General features: G+C 32.1%; 25 protein-coding genes. 15 read left to right on the top strand and 10 right to left on the bottom strand.

All coding sequences use genetic code 11. The features are described from left to right. Position 1: 1 nt before the first annotated feature. Positions 2 to 1,297, bottom strand: coding sequence for a tyrosine--tRNA ligase (gene tyrS, locus ACYU7A_RS05340; RefSeq protein WP_460574706.1), 1,296 nt, complete (start codon positions 1,295 to 1,297; stop codon positions 2 to 4). 130 nt (positions 1,298 to 1,427) lie between these two features. Between tyrS and ACYU7A_RS05335 the strand changes: the two genes are divergently transcribed. After that, positions 1,428 to 2,429, top strand: a complete 1,002-nt coding sequence (locus ACYU7A_RS05335; protein ID WP_460574704.1) for an NAD-dependent epimerase/dehydratase family protein — start codon at positions 1,428 to 1,430, stop codon at positions 2,427 to 2,429. Here the strand turns inward: ACYU7A_RS05335 and ACYU7A_RS05330 are convergent, their stop codons facing one another. The 3 genes from ACYU7A_RS05330 to ACYU7A_RS05320 are packed head-to-tail and all read right to left on the bottom strand — an operon-like array spanning position 2,430 to position 4,879. Next, complete coding sequence (locus ACYU7A_RS05330) at positions 2,430 to 2,804, bottom strand: DUF4296 domain-containing protein (RefSeq protein ID WP_460574702.1); 375 nt, start codon at positions 2,802 to 2,804, stop codon at positions 2,430 to 2,432. A 3-nt stretch (positions 2,805 to 2,807) separates the two neighbouring features. After that, positions 2,808 to 4,148 (bottom strand): dihydroorotase, encoded by a 1,341-nt coding sequence (locus ACYU7A_RS05325; RefSeq protein WP_460574700.1) that lies wholly within the window; start codon positions 4,146 to 4,148, stop codon positions 2,808 to 2,810. 5 nt (positions 4,149 to 4,153) lie between these two features. Beyond that, positions 4,154 to 4,879: a polyprenol monophosphomannose synthase gene (locus ACYU7A_RS05320; RefSeq protein WP_460574698.1), complete on the bottom strand. Its 726-nt coding sequence runs from the start codon at positions 4,877 to 4,879 to the stop codon at positions 4,154 to 4,156. Positions 4,880 to 4,983: 104 nt separating this feature from the next. Between ACYU7A_RS05320 and ACYU7A_RS05315 the strand changes: the two genes are divergently transcribed. Continuing rightward, positions 4,984 to 5,649 (top strand): DUF4271 domain-containing protein, encoded by a 666-nt coding sequence (locus tag ACYU7A_RS05315; protein ID WP_344816991.1) that lies wholly within the window; start codon positions 4,984 to 4,986, stop codon positions 5,647 to 5,649. Positions 5,650 to 5,667: 18 nt separating this feature from the next. After that, the gene (locus ACYU7A_RS05310) at positions 5,668 to 6,417 is read left to right on the top strand and encodes a uroporphyrinogen-III synthase (protein WP_345092103.1); all 750 of its coding nucleotides are present in this window, start codon (positions 5,668 to 5,670) and stop codon (positions 6,415 to 6,417) included. 79 nt (positions 6,418 to 6,496) lie between these two features. Here ACYU7A_RS05310 and pckA read toward each other — a convergent pair whose 3' ends face one another. Then, on the bottom strand, positions 6,497 to 8,122 hold the full coding sequence (pckA, locus tag ACYU7A_RS05305) for a phosphoenolpyruvate carboxykinase (ATP) (RefSeq protein ID WP_460574696.1): 1,626 nt from the start codon (positions 8,120 to 8,122) through the stop codon (positions 6,497 to 6,499). Between the two features lie 80 nt (positions 8,123 to 8,202). Beyond that, the gene (locus ACYU7A_RS05300; RefSeq protein WP_460574694.1) at positions 8,203 to 8,589 is read right to left on the bottom strand and encodes a DUF423 domain-containing protein; all 387 of its coding nucleotides are present in this window, start codon (positions 8,587 to 8,589) and stop codon (positions 8,203 to 8,205) included. Between the two features lie 124 nt (positions 8,590 to 8,713). On the opposite strand from ACYU7A_RS05300, the gene ACYU7A_RS05295 reads away from it, so the two are divergent. The 5 genes from ACYU7A_RS05295 (at position 8,714) to ACYU7A_RS05275 (ending at position 12,146) form a co-directional block, all read left to right on the top strand. Next, positions 8,714 to 9,475, top strand: coding sequence for a DUF3108 domain-containing protein (locus ACYU7A_RS05295; protein ID WP_460574692.1), 762 nt, complete (start codon positions 8,714 to 8,716; stop codon positions 9,473 to 9,475). Between the two features lie 24 nt (positions 9,476 to 9,499). Further along, positions 9,500 to 9,835, top strand: a complete 336-nt coding sequence (locus tag ACYU7A_RS05290) for a hypothetical protein (RefSeq protein WP_460574690.1) — start codon at positions 9,500 to 9,502, stop codon at positions 9,833 to 9,835. Between the two features lie 106 nt (positions 9,836 to 9,941). After that, positions 9,942 to 11,318 (top strand): saccharopine dehydrogenase family protein, encoded by a 1,377-nt coding sequence (locus ACYU7A_RS05285; RefSeq protein WP_460574688.1) that lies wholly within the window; start codon positions 9,942 to 9,944, stop codon positions 11,316 to 11,318. Positions 11,319 to 11,371: 53 nt separating this feature from the next. Continuing rightward, positions 11,372 to 11,842, top strand: coding sequence for an Lrp/AsnC family transcriptional regulator (locus ACYU7A_RS05280; RefSeq protein ID WP_298118511.1), 471 nt, complete (start codon positions 11,372 to 11,374; stop codon positions 11,840 to 11,842). Positions 11,843 to 11,867: 25 nt separating this feature from the next. Beyond that, positions 11,868 to 12,146, top strand: coding sequence for a hypothetical protein (locus ACYU7A_RS05275; protein ID WP_396143784.1), 279 nt, complete (start codon positions 11,868 to 11,870; stop codon positions 12,144 to 12,146). 48 nt (positions 12,147 to 12,194) lie between these two features. Here the strand turns inward: ACYU7A_RS05275 and ACYU7A_RS05270 are convergent, their stop codons facing one another. The 3 genes from ACYU7A_RS05270 to ACYU7A_RS05260 form a co-directional block, all read right to left on the bottom strand. Beyond that, on the bottom strand, positions 12,195 to 12,884 hold the full coding sequence (locus tag ACYU7A_RS05270) for a zinc metallopeptidase (protein ID WP_460574685.1): 690 nt from the start codon (positions 12,882 to 12,884) through the stop codon (positions 12,195 to 12,197). 73 nt (positions 12,885 to 12,957) lie between these two features. Next, entirely contained in the window at positions 12,958 to 13,143 is a 186-nt protein-coding gene (locus tag ACYU7A_RS05265) for a hypothetical protein (RefSeq protein ID WP_298304902.1), read from the bottom strand. Positions 13,144 to 13,265: 122 nt separating this feature from the next. Beyond that, a complete protein-coding gene (locus ACYU7A_RS05260) occupies positions 13,266 to 16,268 on the bottom strand; it encodes a leucine--tRNA ligase (RefSeq protein WP_460574683.1) in 3,003 nt (1,000 codons plus the stop codon). Positions 16,269 to 16,488: 220 nt separating this feature from the next. Here ACYU7A_RS05260 and ACYU7A_RS05255 point away from each other — a divergent pair, with 220 nt between their 5' ends. The 5 genes from ACYU7A_RS05255 to ACYU7A_RS05235 all read left to right on the top strand — a co-directional run bounded on the left by ACYU7A_RS05255 (position 16,489) and on the right by ACYU7A_RS05235 (position 19,869). Next, complete coding sequence (locus ACYU7A_RS05255; RefSeq protein WP_460574681.1) at positions 16,489 to 17,364, top strand: cell division protein FtsX; 876 nt, start codon at positions 16,489 to 16,491, stop codon at positions 17,362 to 17,364. Between the two features lie 79 nt (positions 17,365 to 17,443). After that, positions 17,444 to 17,689, top strand: a complete 246-nt coding sequence (locus ACYU7A_RS05250; protein ID WP_298304913.1) for a DUF3098 domain-containing protein — start codon at positions 17,444 to 17,446, stop codon at positions 17,687 to 17,689. Positions 17,690 to 17,769: 80 nt separating this feature from the next. Next, complete coding sequence (locus tag ACYU7A_RS05245; protein WP_345091915.1) at positions 17,770 to 18,579, top strand: undecaprenyl-diphosphate phosphatase; 810 nt, start codon at positions 17,770 to 17,772, stop codon at positions 18,577 to 18,579. A gap of 3 nt (positions 18,580 to 18,582) precedes the next feature. After that, the gene (gene truB, locus ACYU7A_RS05240; RefSeq protein WP_460574678.1) at positions 18,583 to 19,266 is read left to right on the top strand and encodes a tRNA pseudouridine(55) synthase TruB; all 684 of its coding nucleotides are present in this window, start codon (positions 18,583 to 18,585) and stop codon (positions 19,264 to 19,266) included. 3 nt (positions 19,267 to 19,269) lie between these two features. Beyond that, the gene (locus ACYU7A_RS05235; RefSeq protein ID WP_460574676.1) at positions 19,270 to 19,869 is read left to right on the top strand and encodes a hypothetical protein; all 600 of its coding nucleotides are present in this window, start codon (positions 19,270 to 19,272) and stop codon (positions 19,867 to 19,869) included. 6 nt (positions 19,870 to 19,875) lie between these two features. Here the strand turns inward: ACYU7A_RS05235 and ACYU7A_RS05230 are convergent, their stop codons facing one another. Further along, the gene (locus ACYU7A_RS05230) at positions 19,876 to 20,466 is read right to left on the bottom strand and encodes a thioredoxin family protein (protein ID WP_460574674.1); all 591 of its coding nucleotides are present in this window, start codon (positions 20,464 to 20,466) and stop codon (positions 19,876 to 19,878) included. Positions 20,467 to 20,647: 181 nt separating this feature from the next. On the opposite strand from ACYU7A_RS05230, the gene ACYU7A_RS05225 reads away from it, so the two are divergent. Then, positions 20,648 to 21,433, top strand: a complete 786-nt coding sequence (locus ACYU7A_RS05225; RefSeq protein ID WP_460574672.1) for a patatin-like phospholipase family protein — start codon at positions 20,648 to 20,650, stop codon at positions 21,431 to 21,433. A 78-nt stretch (positions 21,434 to 21,511) separates the two neighbouring features. After that, positions 21,512 to 22,219 (top strand): UMP kinase, encoded by a 708-nt coding sequence (pyrH, locus tag ACYU7A_RS05220; RefSeq protein WP_298304931.1) that lies wholly within the window; start codon positions 21,512 to 21,514, stop codon positions 22,217 to 22,219. The last annotated feature ends 15 nt before the right edge of the window (positions 22,220 to 22,234 follow it).

Raw genomic sequence — 22,234 nt, 5'->3', positions numbered from 1 at the left:
ATTAAACCACTTTTATCAAATAATAATTTTTCTTTCCTTTTTGAAGCACTAAAAATTTACCTTTTACCAAATTTTTTTCGGTAATGATATAATCTTCAGCGACTTTTTCTTTGTTTAAAGAAACTGCATTCTGCTTCAGTTCTCGTCTCGCATCACTATTGGAAGCTAAGAAACCTGTTTTTGCAGCAAGTGCAGCAATCATATCCAATCCGGCAATGATATCTTCTTTAGCAATTTCGGCATTTGGAACACCATCAAAAACTTCTACAAAAGTAACATCATCCAATTGGGCTAAATCATCCATTGTTGGACTAAAAAAAGCATTCGAAGCAAAAATTGCTCTTTCTAACTCCTCTTTTCCGTGAACAAAAGTAGTTACTTCTTCTGCTAAACGTTTTTGTAAAACACGTAAATGTGGTGCTTCATGATGTTCTGCGATTAAAGCATCCACAGTATTTTTATCTAAAAATGTGAAAATCTTAATGTACTTTTCAGCATCAACGTCGGTTGTATTCAACCAAAATTGGTAAAATTTATATACTGATGTTTTATCGGCTGTCAACCAAACATTTCCACCTTCTGATTTACCAAATTTAGAACCATCAGCTTTGGTAATTAACGGACAAGTCATTGCATATGCTTTGGCACCTTCTCCATTCATTCTTCTCACTAATTCTGTTCCTGTTGTAATATTACCCCATTGGTCAGAACCACCCATTTGCAACAAACAATTTTGCGATTTGTACAAATGATGAAAATCGTAACCTTGAATTAATTGGTAAGTGAACTCTGTAAAACTCATTCCTTCACCAGTTTCTCCACTCAAACGTTTCTTTACAGAATCTTTTGCCATCATATAATTCACCGTGATTCGTTTTCCGACGTCACGAGCAAAATTGATAAACGAGAAGTCTTTCATCCAATCGTAGTTATTTACTAAAATTGGAGCATTAGCTGCAGTTGAATTAAAATCTAAAAAACGAGATAAAACACCTTTTATTCCGGCAACATTTTTTTCTAAAGTAGCTTCATCAAGTAAGTTTCTCTCATCAGATTTTCCTGATGGATCACCAATCATTCCAGTAGCACCGCCAACAAGAGCAATAGGTTTGTGTCCAAATTTTTCTAAATGAACCAATAAAATAATAGGCACCAAACTTCCAATATGCAACGAATCACTTGTTGGATCAAATCCAATATAGGTTGTTGTCATTTCTTTTAAAAGTTGTTCTTCTGTGCCTGGCATAATATCGTGCACCAATCCGCGCCATTGTAATTCTTCTACTAAATTCCTCATTTTATTCGATAATTTGCGCAAATATAGTTCTAAGATTTCAGATTTCAGATTTCAGATTTCAGATTTTCATAATTTGATTTAAAAAACTTTGTGACTTTGTGTCTTCGTGGCAAAACCATATCTTTACAAAATGATATTAGTTACTGGTGCAACAGGATTAGTCGGAGCTCATTTAGTACTTCATTTGTTAGAAAATGGTGAAGAAAATATTCGTGCTCTTTATCGAAATCAAAAAAATATAGAGAAAATAAAATCTCTTTTTGATTTGTATAAAAAAAGTGAACTATTCTCTAAAATAAACTGGACACAAGGTGATATTCTAGATGTTCCCTCACTAGAAATTGCTTTTGAAAATATTGATTATGTCTATCATTGTGCGGCATGTATTTCTTTCAACCCAGATGACGAAGATCAACTTCGAAAGGTAAATATTGAAGGAACCGCCAATATTGTAAATTTTTGTATTGACAAAAACGTTAAAAAACTATGTCACGTTAGTTCAATTGCTGCTCTTGGCGATTTAGCACAGCACGAAACCAGCATTACTGAAGAAACAGAATGGAATCCAGAAGTTTTACACAGTGATTATGCTATTTCAAAATATGGCGCCGAAATGGAAGTTTGGCGTGGTCAACAAGAAGGATTGAAAGTGGTAATTGTAAATCCGGGCGTTATTTTTGGACCTGGTTTTTGGCAACAAGGTAGCGGTGCTTTTTTTACTTCAATTGAAAAAGGAATTCCTTTTTACACTTATGGTTCTTCTGGTTATGTTGCTGTTACAGATGTTGTGAGAATAATGCGTCAATTGATGCATTCTGAGTGTAATGGAGAACGATTTGTATTACTTTCTGAAAACATTTCTTATAAAAACATAATCTACACTATCGCTGAAAAAATAAAGGCCAAAAAACCAAAAATAGAGGCAAAACCCTGGATGCTCAATATTGGATGGCGATTGGATTGGGTATTTTCTTCCATTTTTAGAACCAAAAGAAAAATATCTAAACATGCTGCGCAATCAATTCTAAATAGTGATGCGATTTCAAATGAAAAAATAAAAAACTATTTGAATTATGATTTTGAGGCTATTGACTCTTACTTAGATAAAATTGTAGTTCATTATAAAAAATAATTACTTCACAATTCCTTCTTCAAGATTTTGAACTGGAATTGGAGCACCGCTTAACTTCTTATTTTCTTTATCTAAGCGCTCTTTAACTTCTTCATACATTTTTTTATACTCTTTAATATCTGAAGCATAATATTGAGTACTTTTTGCGAAAGTTAAACTATCTACTTTATATTTTTCTTTTAAAAAAACACTTGCTTTAGGATAATTTCGAGTAGCCGAACCTTGATTTCTAGCCGCTTCTAGAATTGCTAAATCATAAATAATCTCTTTCATCTTATCCTTTTCGATAAGATTATCTGGCTTTTCAATTATTTCATTTTTGCAACTTGGTAGTACAAATGAAATTATAAATAAAATAAATACTATTTTTTTCATTTCTTATCTATCAAAAAGTAAACGTTTGCCAGCTTTAATTTCTTTGACTTTCGAATTTTCATAAACCAATTGTCCGTTTACAAAAGTATGTGTAATTCTTGATTTAAAATTGGTTCCTTCAAATGGTGACCAACCGCATTTGTATAGAATATTTTCTTTATTTACACTCCAAGGCATCGCTGGATTTACAATTGCTAAATCGGCATAAAAACCTTCTTTTATAAAACCTCTATTTTCTATTTTGAAAATCTTAGCCGGATTATGAGCCATTTTCTCAACGATTTTCTCCACTGAAATTTTACCTTGGTGATGCGCTTCAAACATAGCCACAACAGCGTGTTGAACTAATGGTCCTCCTGATGGTGCTTTTGTGTAAACTTGTTGTTTTTCTTCTAATGTATGTGGTGCGTGATCTGTTGCTATAACATCAATTCTATCGTCTAACAATGCTTTCCAAAGTCCTTCTCTATCTGAAGCGGATTTTACTGCTGGATTCCATTTGATGAAATTTCCTTTTGTAGCATAATCTTCGTCTGAAAACCATAAATGATGGATACAAACTTCAGCTGTAATTTGTTTTTCTTCTAACGGAATTTTGTTGGTAAACAAATCCATTTCTTTAGCTGTTGAAAGATGGAATACGTGCAATCTTGCTCCTGTTTTCTTAGCCAATTCTATAGCTTTGGAAGAAGACAAATAACAAGCTTCTTCACTTCGAATTAAATGATGAACCGTTGCAGGAATATCTTCTCCATATTCGGCTTTGTATTTTTCTAAATTAGCTTTAATGGTGGCTTCATCTTCACAATGTACCGCTATAAGCATCTTGGTATTAGAGAATATTTTTTCAAGAGTTTCAGGATTATCAACAAGCATGTTTCCTGTTGATGAGCCTAAAAATAATTTGATTCCTGCAACATTTTTCGGATTGGTTTTCAAAACTTCTTCCAAATTATCGTTGGTGCCGCCCATCATAAAAGAATAATTGGCATAAGAAGTTTGAGCCGCTATTTGATATTTATCTTCTAGTAATTCTTGTGTAACAGCGTTGGGTACTGTATTGGGTTGCTCAATAAAAGAAGTAATTCCGCCAGCAACAGCAGCACGACTCTCTGATTCAATATTACCTTTATGGGTTAAGCCTGGCTCACGAAAATGCACTTGATCATCAATTGCGCCAGGAATTAAATAATTTCCTTCGGCATCAATAACTTTACAATTGGAACTTTTGTGGCTAATGCTTTCGGCAATTTCTTTTATAAATTCGCCTTCAATAAGAACATCGCCTTCAAAAATTTTACCTTCATTTACAATCCTTGCATTTTTAATTAAAACGGTATTCATATTTTTTATAATCTATTAAATAACTTTTTTATTCTAAGAGATAAAACACCAAAAATGGCTTCTTTAATAATTGAACCACTCATTTTTGATTGTCCCTTAGTTCTATCCGTAAAAATCACTGGCACTTCTTGAATAATAAATTTCTTGGCAAATGCTCTGTATTTCATTTCTATTTGAAAAGCATATCCTATGAATTTAATTTTGTCAAGATTGATACTTTCTAAAACATTTCTGCTGTAGCAAATAAATCCAGCTGTAGCATCCATTATTTTCATTCCGGTAATCATTCTCACATAAACTGAAGCAAAATAAGACAGTAAAACTCTACTTAAAGGCCAGTTTACAACATTCACTCCTGTGACATATCTTGAACCAATGGCTAAATCAGCACCACCAAAATGGCATGCATCATACAATTTCTCTAAATCATGAGGATTATGTGAAAAATCGGCATCCATTTCAAAAATAAATTCATAATCATGAGCTAGTGCCCATTTGAATCCATGAACGTAAGCAGTTCCTAATCCAGCTTTTTTTGTTCTAACTTCAAGAAAAAGTTGATTTGGAAATTCTTTTTGAAGTTCTTTTACTTTATCTGCTGTTTTATCTGGCGAATTATCATCTACAATAAGAACATGAAAAGGTTTATGTAAAGAAAATACAGCTCTTACTATACTTTCAATATTTTCAATCTCGTTATAAGTTGGAATAATTACAATGCCGCAATTCATATTTGTTGATAAAAGTTTGTGCAAAAATACTCATTTTATTACTTCATAATCTTAATAAAATTATAATACTAATCAACAAATAAAATTTAGTAATTTTGCGGTTCATGATAGCATTAGAATTACATCCACGAATTATAGAAAACAAAGATTGGGCAACAATTATTTTTGTGCTTTCCTTATTTCTAATTGTTTTAGCAAAATCAGTCTTTGAAACGAGATTTAACGATTATATTCGATTAATTGTATCAGATAAATATACTAAAATATATCGAGAAAGTAGTCATTTAATGAGCGGATTTAATGTAATTCTATTTATAGTAAATATAATTTCACTTTCGTTTTTTATTCAATTAGTTTTAGTACACTACAATTATGGCATTAAAACCGATTGGATTCTTTTTACAAGAATTTTTACCTTATTGACCGTTTTTATACTTTCAAAATTTCTCGTAGAGAAGATTATTGCCGCAACATTTGGCATTGAAGAAATCATCGAGCAGTTTAATTTACAGAAAGTTACCTTCAGAACCTACATTGGATTACTACTATTGCCAGTTTCAATTATCCTGTTTTATGGTAATTATTCAACGAATTCTTTAATTATTACCGTAATTAGTATATTATTAATAATAAATTTAGTGACTTATCTTATTTCTTTGAAAAATTATCAAAATTTAGTATTCGGTAAGTTGTTTTATTTTATTTTGTATCTTTGCGCACTTGAAATAGCTCCATATTATTTCATATTTTATTTGATTACAAAAAATTAGAGTTTAAACATGGCAAATTTGAAAGTAAGAACGATTTTGGTTTCGCAACCAGAGCCAAAAGTAGAAAATTCGCCTTATTTTGATTTACAACAAAAGCATAAGGTAAAGATAGATTTTCGTTCTTTTATTCACGTAGAAGGCGTAAGCGCGAAAGATGTTAGAGCTCAAAAAATTGACCTTAACAATTTTACTGCAATCATATTAACAAGTAGAAATGCAGTAGACCACTTTTTTAGAGTGGCTGAGGAAATGCGTTATAAAGTTCCAGAAGATTTAAGATATTTTTGTCAATCAGAAGCTATTGCTTTTTATCTTCAGAAATATGTTGTTTATAGAAAACGTAAAATTTATGTTGGTCAAAAAGATTTTGCAGACATGAGTTCACTTTTCAAAAAATATAAAGATGAAAAGTTTTTACTTCCTGCTTCAGATCAATTAAATGCTGACGCGCCTGTGACATTAAACAACCTAAAAATCAATTGGACGCAAGCTGTTTTTTATAAAACGGTAATGAGTGATTTATCTGATTTAGCTGATGTTTATTATGATGTTTTGGCGTTTTTCAGTCCAACTGGAATTAAATCATTATTTAAAAACTTCCCAGATTTTAAACAAAATGACACGAGAATAGCTGTTTTTGGAAGCACTACTCAAAAAGAAGCTTTAGAACATGGTTTAAGAATTGATATTCTTGCTCCAACACCAGAAACACCTTCTATGACAATGGCTCTTGAGCGCTATGTTGCAGAAGCTAACAAAGGAAAATAAAATTTTATTTATAGTTATCAAAAAAGCCCAACATCACTGTTGGGCTTTTTCTTTGTTTAGGTATAGTTTGTTTGTTATTTTATAATTGTGGACCAGCATTTACTAAATTCTGTCCTTCAGCATTATCCGTATATTGCCCGAAGTTTTTAATAAATCTTCCAGCTAAATCAGTTGCTTTAGCTTCCCATTCGGCAACATTTTCGTAAGTATCTCTTGGATCTAAAATGGCTGGATTAACATCATGTAAAGAAGTTGGAACCTCAAAATTGAATGTTGGAATTACTTTAGTTTTCGCTTTCTCAATCGAACCATCAAGAATAGCATCGATAATTGCACGAGTATCTTTTATAGAAATTCGTTTTCCAGTTCCATTCCAACCAGTGTTAACCATATAAGCTGTAGCATTATGTTGCTCCATTTTTTTCACTAACTCTTCACCATATTTAGTTGGATGCAATGATAAAAATGCTTTTCCGAAACAAGCTGAGAAGGTTGGCTCTGGTTGTGTAACACCTCTTTCAGTTCCTGCTAATTTAGCCGTGAAACCTGATAAGAAATAATATTTAGTTTGCTCTGGAGTTAACTTAGAAACTGGAGGCATAACACCAAAAGCATCTGCTGTTAAGAAAATCACTTTTGTTGCATGACCAGCTTTAGAAACTGGTTTTACAATATTATGAATATGATTAATTGGATAAGAAACACGAGTATTTTGTGTTACAGAACCATCTTTAAAATCAATTTTTCCGTTGGCATCAACTGTTACGTTTTCTAATAATGCATCTTTTTTGATGGCACCAAAAATATCTGGCTCATTTTCTGCACTTAAATCGATGGTTTTTGCATAACATCCACCTTCAAAATTGAAAACTCCGTCGTTATCCCAACCATGCTCATCGTCTCCAATTAATTCACGTTTTGGATCTGTAGATAAAGTTGTTTTTCCTGTTCCAGACAATCCGAAGAAAACGGCTACATCGCCATCTTTTCCTTTATTTGCTGAACAGTGCATAGAAGCAATTCCTTGTAATGGTAAGTAGTAGTTCATCATTGAGAACAATCCTTTTTTCATCTCACCACCATACCAAGTTCCACCAATTAATTGTACTTTCTCAGTAAGGTTGAAAGCTACATAAACTTCAGAATTTAATCCATGAGCTGCGTAGTCTTTGAAACTTGTTTTTGAACCATTCATTACAATAAAATCAGGCTCACCAAAATTTTCAAGTTCAGCATCTGTTGGACGAATGAACATGTTTTTTACAAAATGTGCTTGCCATGCTACTTCCATAATGAAACGAACTTTCAAACGAGTATTTTCGTTAGCGCCACAAAAAGCATCAACAACAAACAATCTTTTCCCTGAAAGTTGATTTACTGTTGTTTCTTTTAACGCATTCCAAGTTGTTTGAGAAATTGGTTTGTTATCGTTTACCGCTTTTTCAGAATTCCACCAAATAGTATTTTCTGTAACAGCGTCTTTTACAATGTATTTATCTTTAGGCGAACGACCCGTGAATTCACCAGTCATTACGTTTACAGCTCCAAGTTCAGTCAACTGACCTTTTTCGTAACCTTGTAAACTTGAACTTAACTCTTCATTATATAAAAATTCAAAAGATGGATTGTATATAATTTCTTGGACATTTTTGATTCCATATTGTTCTAACGAAATCGATTTCGTAGATTGGGCAGTATTCTCCATAAAATTGTATTGTGTTGCAATTAATAAATTGACTGCAAAGGTAAAAATTAATTATTACAACGTTGTAGTTTATTAAAAAATTATGATTTTTTCTTTAAAAAATGTATTGTCAATATCGCCCAAGCCATTATTAATAGTAATCCGCCAATGGGAGTTATAAATCCAATTATTTTAAAATTAAAATCATTTAAACTATCTGTAGCCAATAAATAAATAGAACCAGAAAAGAAAATAATTCCTAAAATAGTGAGTACTAAAATTGTTTTTTTTGTTTTAAAACTCAAATGATTGTTTAATCCTAAAAAAAGCAAAAACAAAGCATGATACATTTGATATTTTACTCCAGTTTCAAATGTAACCAATTGATCTACAGTCAAAACTTTCTTTAAAGCATGAGCACCAAAAGCACCTAAAATAATTGCTGTCATCCCAAAAAAACCGGCTGCCGAAAATATTTTTTTATCCATAATAATCGTTCTTAATAATTTTTAACAAAAATATCAGTTATATATGGAATGCTAAAGGATTTTTATGTTTTCCTTTAGATTTTAACAATTATAAAATTTTATATTTGTACCATAATTTTAAGAAATGAAAAAAGCAACATTTATTATCGCTACTCTATTGATTTTCTGTTCCTTCACAGCAGATACGAAAGTAGTTATTCCATCAGGTGAAAAATTAGTTTATGCTGGTTCTTATAATATGAGTGGATTGATGACACAATTGGCTCAAGTAACCATGTCAACAGAAACTCAGAATACTTCAAAAAACACTTATTTACATTTGAATTGCGAATTAGCAACGTTTAGCAAATGGGATAAGTTTTTCAAAATAAGAGATATTTACGAAGCTTACGTAAACCCGACCACTTTAAAACCAAGTTTATATAAAAGAAGTGTTGACGAAGGTGGTTACACTAAAAAAGAAAAATACGTTTTCAAAGGAAATTCTGTCACAAGCACCTCAAAAAAAAGGAATAATCCCGAAACAACTCGTACTTTCAATATTGGTGCTTCGACTCTAGATGTAGTATCGTTACTTTATAAAGTAAGAACTATCGATTTTTCGAAAATGAAATCGGGACAAACTAAATCATTTACCATTGTTTTTGACGAAAAAGAAATTCCTGTTACATTGAAGTATATGGGAACAGAAAGCGTTAATGCCGGAAATCTTGGACAAAAAGAATGCTACAAATTATCTATTGGTGCAAAAACTAACAAGCTGAAAGGAACAGACAAAAACCTAATTTGGCTTACTGCCGATGCTAAAAAAGTGCCTGCATTAATGAAGTTTAGTATTCCTGTTGGAACAGGACAATTAGCATTAACTTCTGCAACTGGAATTTAATTACTGATATAAATTCAGCATAAAATGAGAAAGACTTTATTAATTTTATCGTTTGTGTTTGTTATCTTGAGTATTGTTTTTTCAATTCTTCCATTTGACACTTTAGCTCTTTTACCAATTGGAGTTGCCTTGATTTTGATTTTTATAACTTTTAAAAAGTCAGATGTCAATCAACGTAAACTTGTTAAATGGTTGTTTGCAATAACTTATATCTGTGCAATATTTGTATTGGGGAAAACTTATCTAATAAAAGATGAAGTGGAAAAAGACCAACAATTTGAACAACAAAAAATTGAAACTAAACAAGAAGCAAAAAAGGAACTTGAAGATTTAGAAAAAGACCTTGAAGGTTTAGAATAAAATATCAAATTCTAAAATATAAATTCCAATTTCCAATTTTAAATGTTGGGATTTGGAATTTTTTTATTGGAATTTCTTTAGTTTTGTATCCAATTACAAACAAACCATGAGAAACATACTAATCATAGGCGCAGGTCGTTCGGCTTCATCTTTAATTCAATATCTTTTAAACAAATCTGTTGAACAGAATCTTCATATAACAATTGGTGATTTATCTTTAGAATTGGCTCAAAGAAAAACCAACAACCATCCAAATGCAACAGCAATTCAATTGGACATCAACAATGAAACACAACGTCATGCAGAAATTCAAAAAGCTGATATTGTAATTTCGATGTTGCCTGCTCACATGCATATTGAAGTTGCAAAAGATTGTATTACTTTCAAAAAACACATGGTTACTGCATCTTATGTTTCTGATGCAATGCAAGGTTTGGATGCTGCTGCCAAAGAAAACGGGTTGATTTTCATGAATGAAATTGGGCTTGACCCAGGAATTGACCACATGAGTGCCATGAAAGTCATTGATGAAATTCGTGAAAAAGGCGGCAAAATGATTTTATTCGAATCCTTCTGTGGTGGATTAGTTGCTCCAGAAAGCGACAACAATCTTTGGAATTACAAATTCACTTGGGCACCAAGAAACGTAGTTTTAGCAGGTCAAGGTGGTGCAGCAAAATTCATACAAGAAGGCAAATACAAATACATTCCTTACAATAAATTATTTCGTAGAACCGAGTTTTTATTAGTAGAAGGCTACGGAAAATTTGAAGGTTACGCCAACAGAGATTCTCTAAAATACAGAAGCGTTTATGGTCTTGACGACGTGTTAACTTTATATCGTGGAACTATCAGAAGAGTTGGTTTTTCTAAAGCATGGAATATGTTTGTCCAACTTGGAATGACCGATGATACTTATGTAATGGAAAATTCTGAAACTATGAGTTTCCGTGAATTTACTAATTCTTTTTTACCTTATCATCCAACGGATTCTGTTGAAATTAAAATGCGTTTGGCTTTAAATATCGAGCAAGATGACATTATGTGGGACAAATTATTAGACTTAGATTTATTCAACCCAAACAAAATTGTTGGTTTAAAAAATGCCACTCCTGCACAAATTCTAGAACGCATTTTGAATGATAGTTGGACTTTACAACCCAACGACAAAGATATGATTGTAATGTATCATAAATTTGGTTACGAATTGGATGGAAAACAACAACAAATTGATTCCAAAATGGTGTGTATTGGTGACGATCAAACCTACACTGCTATGGCAAAAACTGTTGGTTTACCTGTAGCAATGGCAACATTACAAATCTTAAACGGAAACATAAAAACGCCTGGGGTTCAATTACCAATTAGAAAAGAAGTTTACGAACCTATTTTGAAAGAATTAGAAGAATTTGGAGTGATTTTCAAAGAAACTGTAATGCCTTACATTGGTTATAATCCTGATAAATTGGTAACCACTAACTAATAGTTGTTTTAATTTAAAACAAAATATATACTTTTGCTTTAAAATTATAACCAATGAAAATCAATCAGCTTCAAATTGAAATTGACGGAATCGATAAAGAAATTCTTCGTTTCTTAATGGAAGATGCTCGAAAACCAATATTGCAAATCGCCAATAAAATAGGAATTTCTGGAGCAGCAATTCACCAACGATTGAAAAAACTAGAAGATGCTGGAGTGATTTCGGGTTCTAAATTTATTGTAAACAATAAAGTTTTAGGTTATAAAACTATGGCTTTTATTGGTGTTTACTTAGAAAAAGCGGCATCCAATGCTGAAGCTGTAAAAGAATTAAAAAAAATTCCTGAAGTTTTAGAATGTCATTACACGACAGGAAATTGGAGCATTTTAATCAAAATTATTTGTAGAGATAACGAACATTTAATGCAACTTTTGAATAAAAAAATCCAACCTATTGATGGCGTCTCTCGAACAGAAACTTTTATTTCATTGGAACAACAAATAGAAAGACAAATACAACTTTAGATATTAGATTTTAGATATTAGATATATGAACCTCAACAAATTTTCAAAAGAAAACCTTACAATTGCTTTTTACACTATCTATATTTTGATAGCAGGTATTTGTTATGAACTTTTTCCTGGTGATGCAAAAACGCCTAATTTTGGTGTGCTTTTGTTCTATTTATTTGTTCCTATTAGTTTGATTTACTTTATGGTGCATTTAGTTCGTCAATTGTATAGTGGAAAAAGTCATGTGAAATGTCTTATCATACATGGAGTAGTTTGGTTGTCAATACTTATAATTTTATCAACCTTTGTAAAATAAAAAAATCCGTCTGTTATAGACGGATTTTTGTTTTATACTCGATTCAAATTAATCATCATTACTCCTTCCCATAAAGATAGAAATATAATATAACAAAGTTCCTATCGAACCAATTGCAGCTACAACATAAGTTCTTGCAGCCCATTTTAGTGAATCTTCTGCTCCAGCATATTCGGCTTGGTTTACCATATTTTTATTTTTCAACCATGCTAAAGCTCTATTACTTGCATCGTATTCAACTGGTAGCGTAATTATCGTAAACAAAGTTGTTGCAGAGAAAATCACAATTCCAACAAGTAATAACGATGGAAAAGTATTTACCATTAGTATACCAGCAAGTAAAATCCATTGAACGATATTGGATGCAAAAGAAACAATAGGTACCAATTTAGAACGTAATTGCAACATACTATATGCCGTTGCATGTTGTACAGCGTGTCCACATTCGTGAGCGGCAACTGCTGCAGCAGCGGCATTTCTTTGATTATAAACTGATTCACTCAAGTTAACTGTTTTATCAGCCGGATTGTAATGATCCGTTAATTGTCCTGGTGTTGAAATTACTTTTACATCATAGATTCCGTTATCTGCTAGCATTTTTTCAGCAATTTCAGCACCAGACATTCCGTTTTGTAAATGCAATTTTGAATAAAACTCGAATTTGCTTTTCAATCGGTTGCTTACGAACCAACTCATTAGCATGATAATTCCAGCTAAAACCATATATCCCATTCCCATAATTTTATTTTTAAAGTTTATAAAGTAATATCAAATTACAAGCCAAATTTAAAAAATGACAAGTTGACATTTATTATCTACAAATAGTTATAAACGCAATCAACTCACTAGCTTCATAATAAGTAAAAGAAATATTGACTATTTCATATCCTTCATTTACCTTTTTATCAAGAAAATGTTCAACTTCTTTAGCTAATTCCTCTTTCATTCCGCCAAAACCAGCAGTTTTCTTTAGAATGTGAACTTCGTGTTTTTTCATTGTACTTGTTTCTTACTTATACGTAAAAAATGAAAAATGTTACAAAATAGATATAAAAAACCGCAAATTCGCGAATTTCAATATAGTAATTTGCGAATTTGCGGTAAATAATAATTGAAAAATTATCCCACCAAGTTAATCACTTTTCCAGGAACGATGATTACTTTATTTGGTGTTCTTCCGTCTAATTGTTTTATGGTTCTTTCGTCTGCCATTACAATTTCTTGAATTTGCGGAACGGTTAAATCTAAAGGTAATTTAATTGTGAAACGCATTTTACCATTAAAGGAAACTGGATATTCTTTTTCAGATTCTACTAAATATTTCTCTTCACAAATTGGGAAAGCTACAGTTGAAACTGAACCTTCATGACCTAATTGCGACCATAATTCTTCAGCAATATGTGGTGCATACGGCGAAACCAAAATCGCTAATGGCTCTAGAATTTTTCTGCTATTGCATTTCATAGTAGCCAATTCGTTTACACAAATCATAAACTGCGAAACCGATGTATTGAACGAGAAATTCTCGATATCTTCAGTAACTTTTTTGATGGTTTTGTGTAATGATTTGTACATTTCTGCTGTTGGTTCGTCGTTTGTTACAATAGAACCATTATCATCAAAATACAAACGCCATAATTTCTTCAAGAAACCAGAAACTCCTGTAATTCCTGCAGTATTCCATGGTTTTGCTTGTTCCAATGGACCTAAAAACATTTCATACAAACGCAACGTATCCGCACCATAATCATTGCAAATATCGTCTGGATTGACCACATTGTATTTCGATTTTGACATTTTTTCTACTTCGCGACCAACGATATATTTTCCATCTTCTAAAATGAATTCAGCATCTTTATAATCAGAATATAACGGATGATTTTTGAATGCTTCAATGTTTAATTCATTTGTGATATCGTTTATAACAGATAAATCAACGTGAAGTTGTTGAAAATAAGAAATTAATTTTCCCCCATTACTTAATTCTATTATATCATTTGAATTAGGGTATTTATTTAAAACTTTATCAAGCATAAAAAACATAAATCCTGAATTGTTTTTGGAAACTTTATCATACATACCCTTTCCAATAAATATCGAAGGAAAACTGTTTGGCAAACCTCTTAAATCTTCTACATTATTTCCGTATTTATCTTCTATCTTCCATAAAACTCTATAAACAAACGCACTCATTCCCAAAATCATTCCTTGATTAATCAATTTTTTGAATGGTTCTTCTGTTGGTGCGTAGCCTCTATCTTTTAGGAACTTGTTCCAAAAACGAGAATATAATAAATGTCCGGTTGCGTGTTCGCTTCCGCCTATGTATAAATCTACGTTTTCCCAATATTTTAGTGCATCGGCTGAAGCAAATTCGTTTTCGTTGTGTGCATCCATATAACGCATCCAATACCACGAACTTCCTGCCCAACCTGGCATCGTGTTCAATTCTAAAGGAAAAATAGTTTTGTTATCAATCAAATCATTACCAACCACTGAACAATTCACACTATCCCAAGCCCAAGTTGTTGCGTTTCCTAATGGCGGTTGTCCGTCTTCGGTTGGCAAATATTTTTCTACTTCTGGCAAAACGATTGGTAAATGTTTGGCATCAATCATTTGTGGCAATCCGTTCACATAATACACAGGAAATGGTTCACCCCAATATCTTTGACGAGAAAAAACCGCATCACGCAAACGGTAATTGGTTTTGCCTTTTCCTTGTCCGATTTTCTCTAATTCTTCGATGATTTTTTTTGTTCCGTCTTTGTAACCCAATCCGTTTAAGAAATCAGAATTTACTAATTCGAAACCACCTTTTTCACCATAAGCTGCTTCGGAAATATCTTGATTGAAAATGTTTTTAATTTCAGGCATTCCGTGAATTCCCTTAAAGAAATTTGCAAAAGCATAATCACGCTCATCACCACATGGAACTGCCATAACTGCGCCTGTTCCGTAACCAGCCAAAACGTAATCGCCAATCCAAACCGGAATTGGTTCTTTGGTAAATGGATGTTCGGCAAACGCACCTGTGAAAACTCCAGAAATGGTTTTTACATCGGCCATTCTTTCTCTTTCCGAACGTTTTGCAGTGGCTTCAACATAAGCCTCAACCGCTGCTTTTTGTTCTGGAGTTGTAATTTGTGAAACCAATTCGTGTTCCGGAGCCAAAGTCATGAATGTTACTCCGAAAATAGTATCAGGTCTTGTAGTAAACACTGAAATACTGCCTTCTGCGTTCTGTAATCTGAAATCAACTGAAGCTCCAACTGATTTTCCAATCCAATTTCTTTGTGATTCTTTTATCGATTCACTCCAATCGATAGTATCTAAACCTTGTAATAATCTTTCGGCATAAGCAGAAATTCGCATCGACCATTGTGTCATTTTTTTACGAATCACAGGATGTCCGCCACGTTCTGAAACTCCGTTTACGATTTCGTCATTTGCCAAAACGGTTCCTAATGCTGGACACCAGTTAACTTCGGTTTCAGCCAAATACGTTAATCTATATTGTAAAAGAATTTTTTGTTGTTCTTCTGAAGAAAAAGCATTCCATTCAGAAGCTGAAAATGAAACGATATTGTCATCACAAACTGCATTTACTGAAGTATTTCCTTCATTTGAAAACAAAGTAATTAAAGTTGCAATATCCTCTGCTTTATCAGTATTTTTATTGTACCAAGAATTGAACAATTGAATGAAAATCCATTGGGTGTGTTTGTAATAATCGGCATTTGAAGTACGCACTTCCCTACTCCAATCGAATGAAAATCCGATTTTATCTAATTGTTCACGGTAACGCGCAATATTTTCTTTGGTGGTTGTATCTGGATGTTGCCCAGTTTGAATAGCATATTGTTCTGCTGGTAAACCAAACGAATCATATCCTTGTGGATGCAACACGTTAAAACCTTTGTGACGTTTGAATCGAGCAACAATATCGGATGCGATATAACCTAGCGGATGTCCAACGTGTAATCCTGCTCCAGATGGATAAGGAAACATGTCCAAAACGTAATATTTTGGTTTTTCGCTGTTATTTGATGCAGCAAAAGTTTGGTTTTCTGCCCAGTATTGTTGCCATTTGGCTTCGATTTGTTCGTGAAAGTATTTCATTCGTCCTTTTTACATTAAAATTTTAGCGGCGATAAACATTGCTATTGTAAGAATTTACTTTGTTAATTTTTTTACTTAAAACCTTGAAAGTTAATCGAAAGTTAATGTCTACGCTAATTGGCCACAAATTTACATTTATTGTACTAAACTCAAAACTTTAAACGTTATAAACTATGAATAAACAAATTCTTTATTATTTTTACGGCTTAAATTACAATGTATGTCATCAAATTTCGATAAATTTCAAAAAAGAAGAGTAATCACTTCCTATGTTTCAGTTGTGATGAGTGTGTTTTTAGTATTATTTTTACTAGGAATGCTTGGTCTTTTCATTATCAATTCTAAACGTTTATCAGATAACTTTAAAGAAGATATTGTAATGACTGTTTTCTTTAAAAACGAGGCTAACGATACTGTTTTCAAGAAATTTGAAGCTGAAATGACAGCTGGAAAATTTGCTAAAGATTTCAAATATGTTTCAAAAGAAACTGCTGCCAAACAACATAAAGAAGTAATTGGAGAAGATTTTATGCAATTTCTTGGAGTAAATCCATTGCAAAACTCCTATGATATTCACCTAAAAGCAGATTATGTAACCAATCCTGGTTTCTCTAAAGTGGAAAGTCAAATACGTAAAAATCCTTTGGTTGCCGATGTAGTTTATGACAAACAATTAATCACATTAGTAAACGACAATGTTAGAACCATAAGTATGTGGGTTTTAATTGTAAGTGGTGTTTTTGCTTTTATTTCTGTTTTGCTAATTAATAGTTCGATGCGTCTTTCTATTTATGCCAACAGATTCATCATTAAAACTATGCAGATGGTTGGTGCTACAAAATCATTTATTAGAAAACCATTTGTAAAAAGAAGCATTATTTTAGGAATTATTGGAGCTGCTTTGGCTGTATTAGCATTACTTGGAGTTCTTTTATATGTATCAACAAACTATCCTGCATTGGATATTTTTAAAGATATTGAATTAACTATTGTAGTTTTATTGGGAGTTTTAGTTCTTGGAGTTTTAATAACTTGGATAAGTACTCACTTTGCAACACAACGTTTCTTAAATTTAAGAACTGACGACCTATATTAGTATTCAGTGTTCAGAAATCAGTATTCAGATAAAAATAAAAATAACTTTCAGTACTAGTATTGAAATAAATTCAGCATAAATGAAAAATAACGAACAAAAACCAGATTTTCTTTTTGATCAAATCAACTATAAATTTCTTTTAATTGGAATTGCAGTTATTGCCTTAGGATTTATATTAATGTCTGGTGGTGGAAGCACTGATCCAAAAGTTTTTAATGAAGATGTATTTAGTTTCAGAAGAATTAGATTGGCTCCAACAGTGGTGTTAATTGGTTTTGGAATTACAATTTATTCTATTTTCAAAAATCCTAAGTCTAGTAAATAGTGAATAATAATCAGTGAATAGTTTTATAATTCTATTTACTAATTACTTTTTACTTATCACTCATCACTAATTACTGAAAAATGGATTTACTTCAAGCAATTCTTATTGCAATAGTAGAAGGATTAACAGAATATTTACCTGTCTCTTCAACCGCTCACATGATTTTTACAAGCTCTTTCTTTGGTATTCAAGAAGATGATTTTGTAAAGTTATTTCAAGTTTCAATTCAATTTGGAGCCATTCTCGCAGTTGTAGTTTTGTATTGGAAAAAGTTTTTTGACTTTACAAAAATCAATTTCTATATCAAATTGGCTTGTGCAGTTATTCCTGCTTTAGTTTTAGGAAAAATATTTGATGATAAAATTGATGCCGTTCTTGGTAATCCTATTCCAATTGCAATTGTTTTAATTCTTGGCGGAATTGTTCTACTATTCATTGATGGACGATTTAATACTCCTACAGTTGCTAACGAAGAAGATATTACAATCAAAAAAGCCGTAACTATTGGTTTTTGGCAATGTTTAGCCATGATGCCTGGAACAAGTCGTTCTGCAGCTTCTATAATTGGAGGAATGCAACAAGGATTGACAAGAGAAACTGCTGCAGAATTTTCGTTTTTTCTTGCAGTTCCAACAATGTTGGCGGTTACTACTTACTCGCTTTTCCTTAAAACTTATGAAGTTTCACAATTGAAAGGATACGAATTATTAACCCAATCTAGTGAGAATTTAAAATTGTTTCTTATAGGAAATATCGTTGCCTTTGTTGTTGCTGTAATTGCTATAAAATTCTTCATCGGAATCATTAAAAAATATGGTTTTAAACCTTGGGGTTACTACAGAATTATAGCTGGAATTATTTTATTGACTTATTTTTCTTTAAACAAATAAAATTTGGAAACAGCCGAAGATTTTCTTGAAGGTCAAATTCTTTTAATTGACAAGCCGTTAACTTGGAGTTCGTTTCAAGCAGTGAATAAATTGAAATACATTTTAAAAAGAAAATACGATTTACCCAAAAAATTCAAAATTGGTCACGCTGGAACTTTAGATCCATTGGCTACAGGTTTATTAATTATTTGTACAGGTAAATTCACAAAGAGAATTACAGAAATTCAAGCACAAGCCAAAGAATATACTGGAACAATTACTGTTGGAGCAACTACGCCAAGTTACGATTTGGAAACTGAAGTTGATGCTACTTTTCCAACCGAACATATTTCGGAAGCCTTAATTCTAGAAACAACCAAACAATTTCTTGGGGAAATAGACCAAAAACCACCTGTTTTTTCTGCTATCAAGAAAGATGGAAAACGATTATATGAACACGCACGTGCAGGAGAAGAGGTTGAAATTGCCTCAAGAAAAACTACAATTCACGAGTTTGAAATCACTAGAATTGCACTACCAGAAATAGATTTTAGAGTGAAATGTAGTAAAGGAACTTACATTCGCTCCTTAGCATTTGATTTTGGAATTGCACTTAATTCAGGAGCGCATTTAACAGCTTTGCGAAGAACAAAAATTGGTGATTACGATGTAATTAATGGCGTTTCGCCTGAAGCATTTGAAAATTAATTTATGAAAAAAATCTTCTTTTTTCTTTTTACCTTTTTGTCAATAACCACTTTTTCACAAACACAAAAAGACACAATAACTGACAAGAAAAGTCATTTAGAATCCTATAAAGAACAAGAAAAATCAAAACCCTTAAGTGATAATGGTCAATTTTTTATATTTGACATAAGTGTTCCGTTCAGAGGAAATGAAACCTATGGTGAAATTGATGAAAATGGAAATCGAAGTGATTACTGGTTTCTTCCTGATGGAATTGGAGCAAAATTTGGCTACGGAATTCATTTCAGCGAATGGATTGGACTGAGTTTGAACACCGGATTTGATGTCGTTGCCCAACAAAAACTATTCAGCGTTCCTGTTTATGCTTCCATAGTTTTAACACCAAGAATTAATGATGACGTTTCTTTATTATTTCAATATGGTTTAGGAAAATCTTTCGCAATAGGACGCGGTAATCTCTCAGGTTACTACAACAAATTTAGAATAGGTGTAGGTGACGAAATTATCATTTTTGCTGATGTCAGTTTAAATGGATTTGCAGTTAGAAACATTGAAAACACCGGAAGTATCAGTTTGGGATTGACCATTCCGGCATTTAAATAATAGCTATTAAAGTAACTCCATAATTTCCTTTTGAGTAGAAATTCCCTTGTCTTGCAAGTACCATTTTTGTAGTTCAATTTTAGCAGTTTCGTCAACAATTCCGTGAGCTGCTTTATAATCTAAAATTAGTTGTTTAGCGCCTTTTGGTCTAGGTCCAAAATCATTTATAACTTCGTTAGTAGCTTTATCAATAATAATTAACTTCGGAATTGATTTGGTTCCATTTGTCAAAAATAAATTCATCAAATCTTCATTATCATCACGAAGTACAATTCTTAAATCTATTTTATCTGAAACTTCTGCCATTTTATTAATAACTGGAAGTATTTGCGCAGCATCACCACACCAACTTTCTGAAATAACCAACCAAGTATATTCTTTAGACAGATTTTGTAAAATAGTTTTTACTTCATCAACAACTTGAATGGTTTTATCCAATCGATGTAATCTTGCTTCGTTCAATTGCGTGTAATGTATTAGATCTTCTCTTTGTTCATGACCAGTAGTTTTATCTTCTTTAGCCAAATCAGTTACAAAATCTCTATATTCTTGGTATGAAAAACTAACTTTCAAGCTTTTCTCTATAATTGAATTCATATGTAAATATTATTTGTTTTTTGGTGCATATGTATCGCTATTTTCATTGGTGTTTGCAAGCAAACAGGTTTGTATATGGCGATTTCATCTTTGTTAAATTTATTCTGCAAAATTAGTTTTATTTTTACAAATGAAATGTAACAATAATTACACTGAGGCGTAATCTAAACAAAAAACTGCAATGGATGTACAATCAAAATCAATCGGTTTGGCTTTATCTGGTGGTGGTTCGAAAGGAATTGCTCATGCTGGTGTTTTAAAATTCCTTGAAGAACAGAACATCAAACCAACACAAATTGCAGGTTCAAGTGCAGGAGCCGTAGTTGGTTCGTTGTATTCTTGGGGTAAAACACCAGAAGAAATTTTGTCTTTTTTTAAATCAATTTACTTTTTCCATTGGAAACATTTTACCATCAAAAAAGCTGGAATAATAGATTCTGAATCGTTCAGAAAATATTTTGAAGATATTTTTCAAGATGCAAAAATGAGTGATTTGCCAATTCCAATGCATGTAACTGCTACCGATATGGTTAAAGGAAAACTGAAAATTTTTAATAATAGTTCTCGAATTGTTGATGCTATTCTTGCCTCTTCTGCAGTTCCGGGTGTACTTTCTCCTTATGAAGTTAACGGAAATTTATATAGTGATGGTGGTATTTTAAATCATTTTCCAACTGATGTTTTGCAAGGAAGGTGCGACAATATTATTGGTGTTTATGTTAGTCCGATTCAAAAAATTGAAGCTAAAGATTTGAATTCTATCAAAGCTGTTACTACAAGAGCGTTTGATTTACTTTCTGCTAATTCTAATTTTCAGAAATTCAATCATTGTGATTGGGTTATAGAACCTGAGGAATTGGTGAACTTTAGTACATTTGAAACCAATAAAACTAAAATGGACAGCATTTTTGAAATTGGTTATCAAGCTGCAAAAAAATCATTTGAACAATTGAAGGATAATTTTTAAATTACTATTTCATAAAATCATATAATAACTATATTTGCACTAGAAATACACAACCTTGTTCAAAATAAATAACTACTAATGAAATACAAAAGAATACTTCTAAAACTGAGTGGTGAGGCATTAATGGGTGAAAGACAATATGGAATCGACCCAAAAATTTTAGCCGAATATGCTAATGAAATTAAGCAAATTCACGACAAAGGTGTAGAAATTGCAATAGTTATTGGAGGTGGAAATATCTTTAGAGGTGTTGCCGGAGCAAGTAACGGAATGGACAGAGTGCAAGGTGATTATATGGGAATGTTAGCAACCGTTATCAACGGAATGGCATTGCAAGGAGCACTAGAAGACAAAGGAATGTTGACTCGTTTACAAACTGCTTTAAAAATTGAAGCTATTGCTGAACCCTACATTAAGAGAAGAGCTGTTCGTCATTTAGAAAAAGGAAGGATAGTTATTTTTGGAGCAGGAACAGGAAATCCATATTTCACAACTGATACAGCTGCTGTTTTACGTGGTGTAGAAGTTCACGCTGATGTAATATTGAAAGGAACTAGAGTTGACGGAGTTTATACTGCCGATCCAGAAAAAGATAAATCTGCTGTGAAATTTGATTATATCTCATTTGAAGATGTACTTAAAAAAGGATTGAACGTAATGGACACAACAGCTTTTACTTTAAGTCAAGAAAACAAATTGCCAATCGTGGTGTTTGACATGAACAAAAAAGGAAACTTACTAAAAATCTGTGAAGGCGAAAATGTCGGAACAGTAGTAAATATATAATTAGAAAACTTTTAG

This window comes from Flavobacterium koreense (assembly GCF_054776075.1).
Note: the sequence above shows the minus strand (reverse complement) of the source record. Positions and strands in the feature narration are given on the sequence as shown.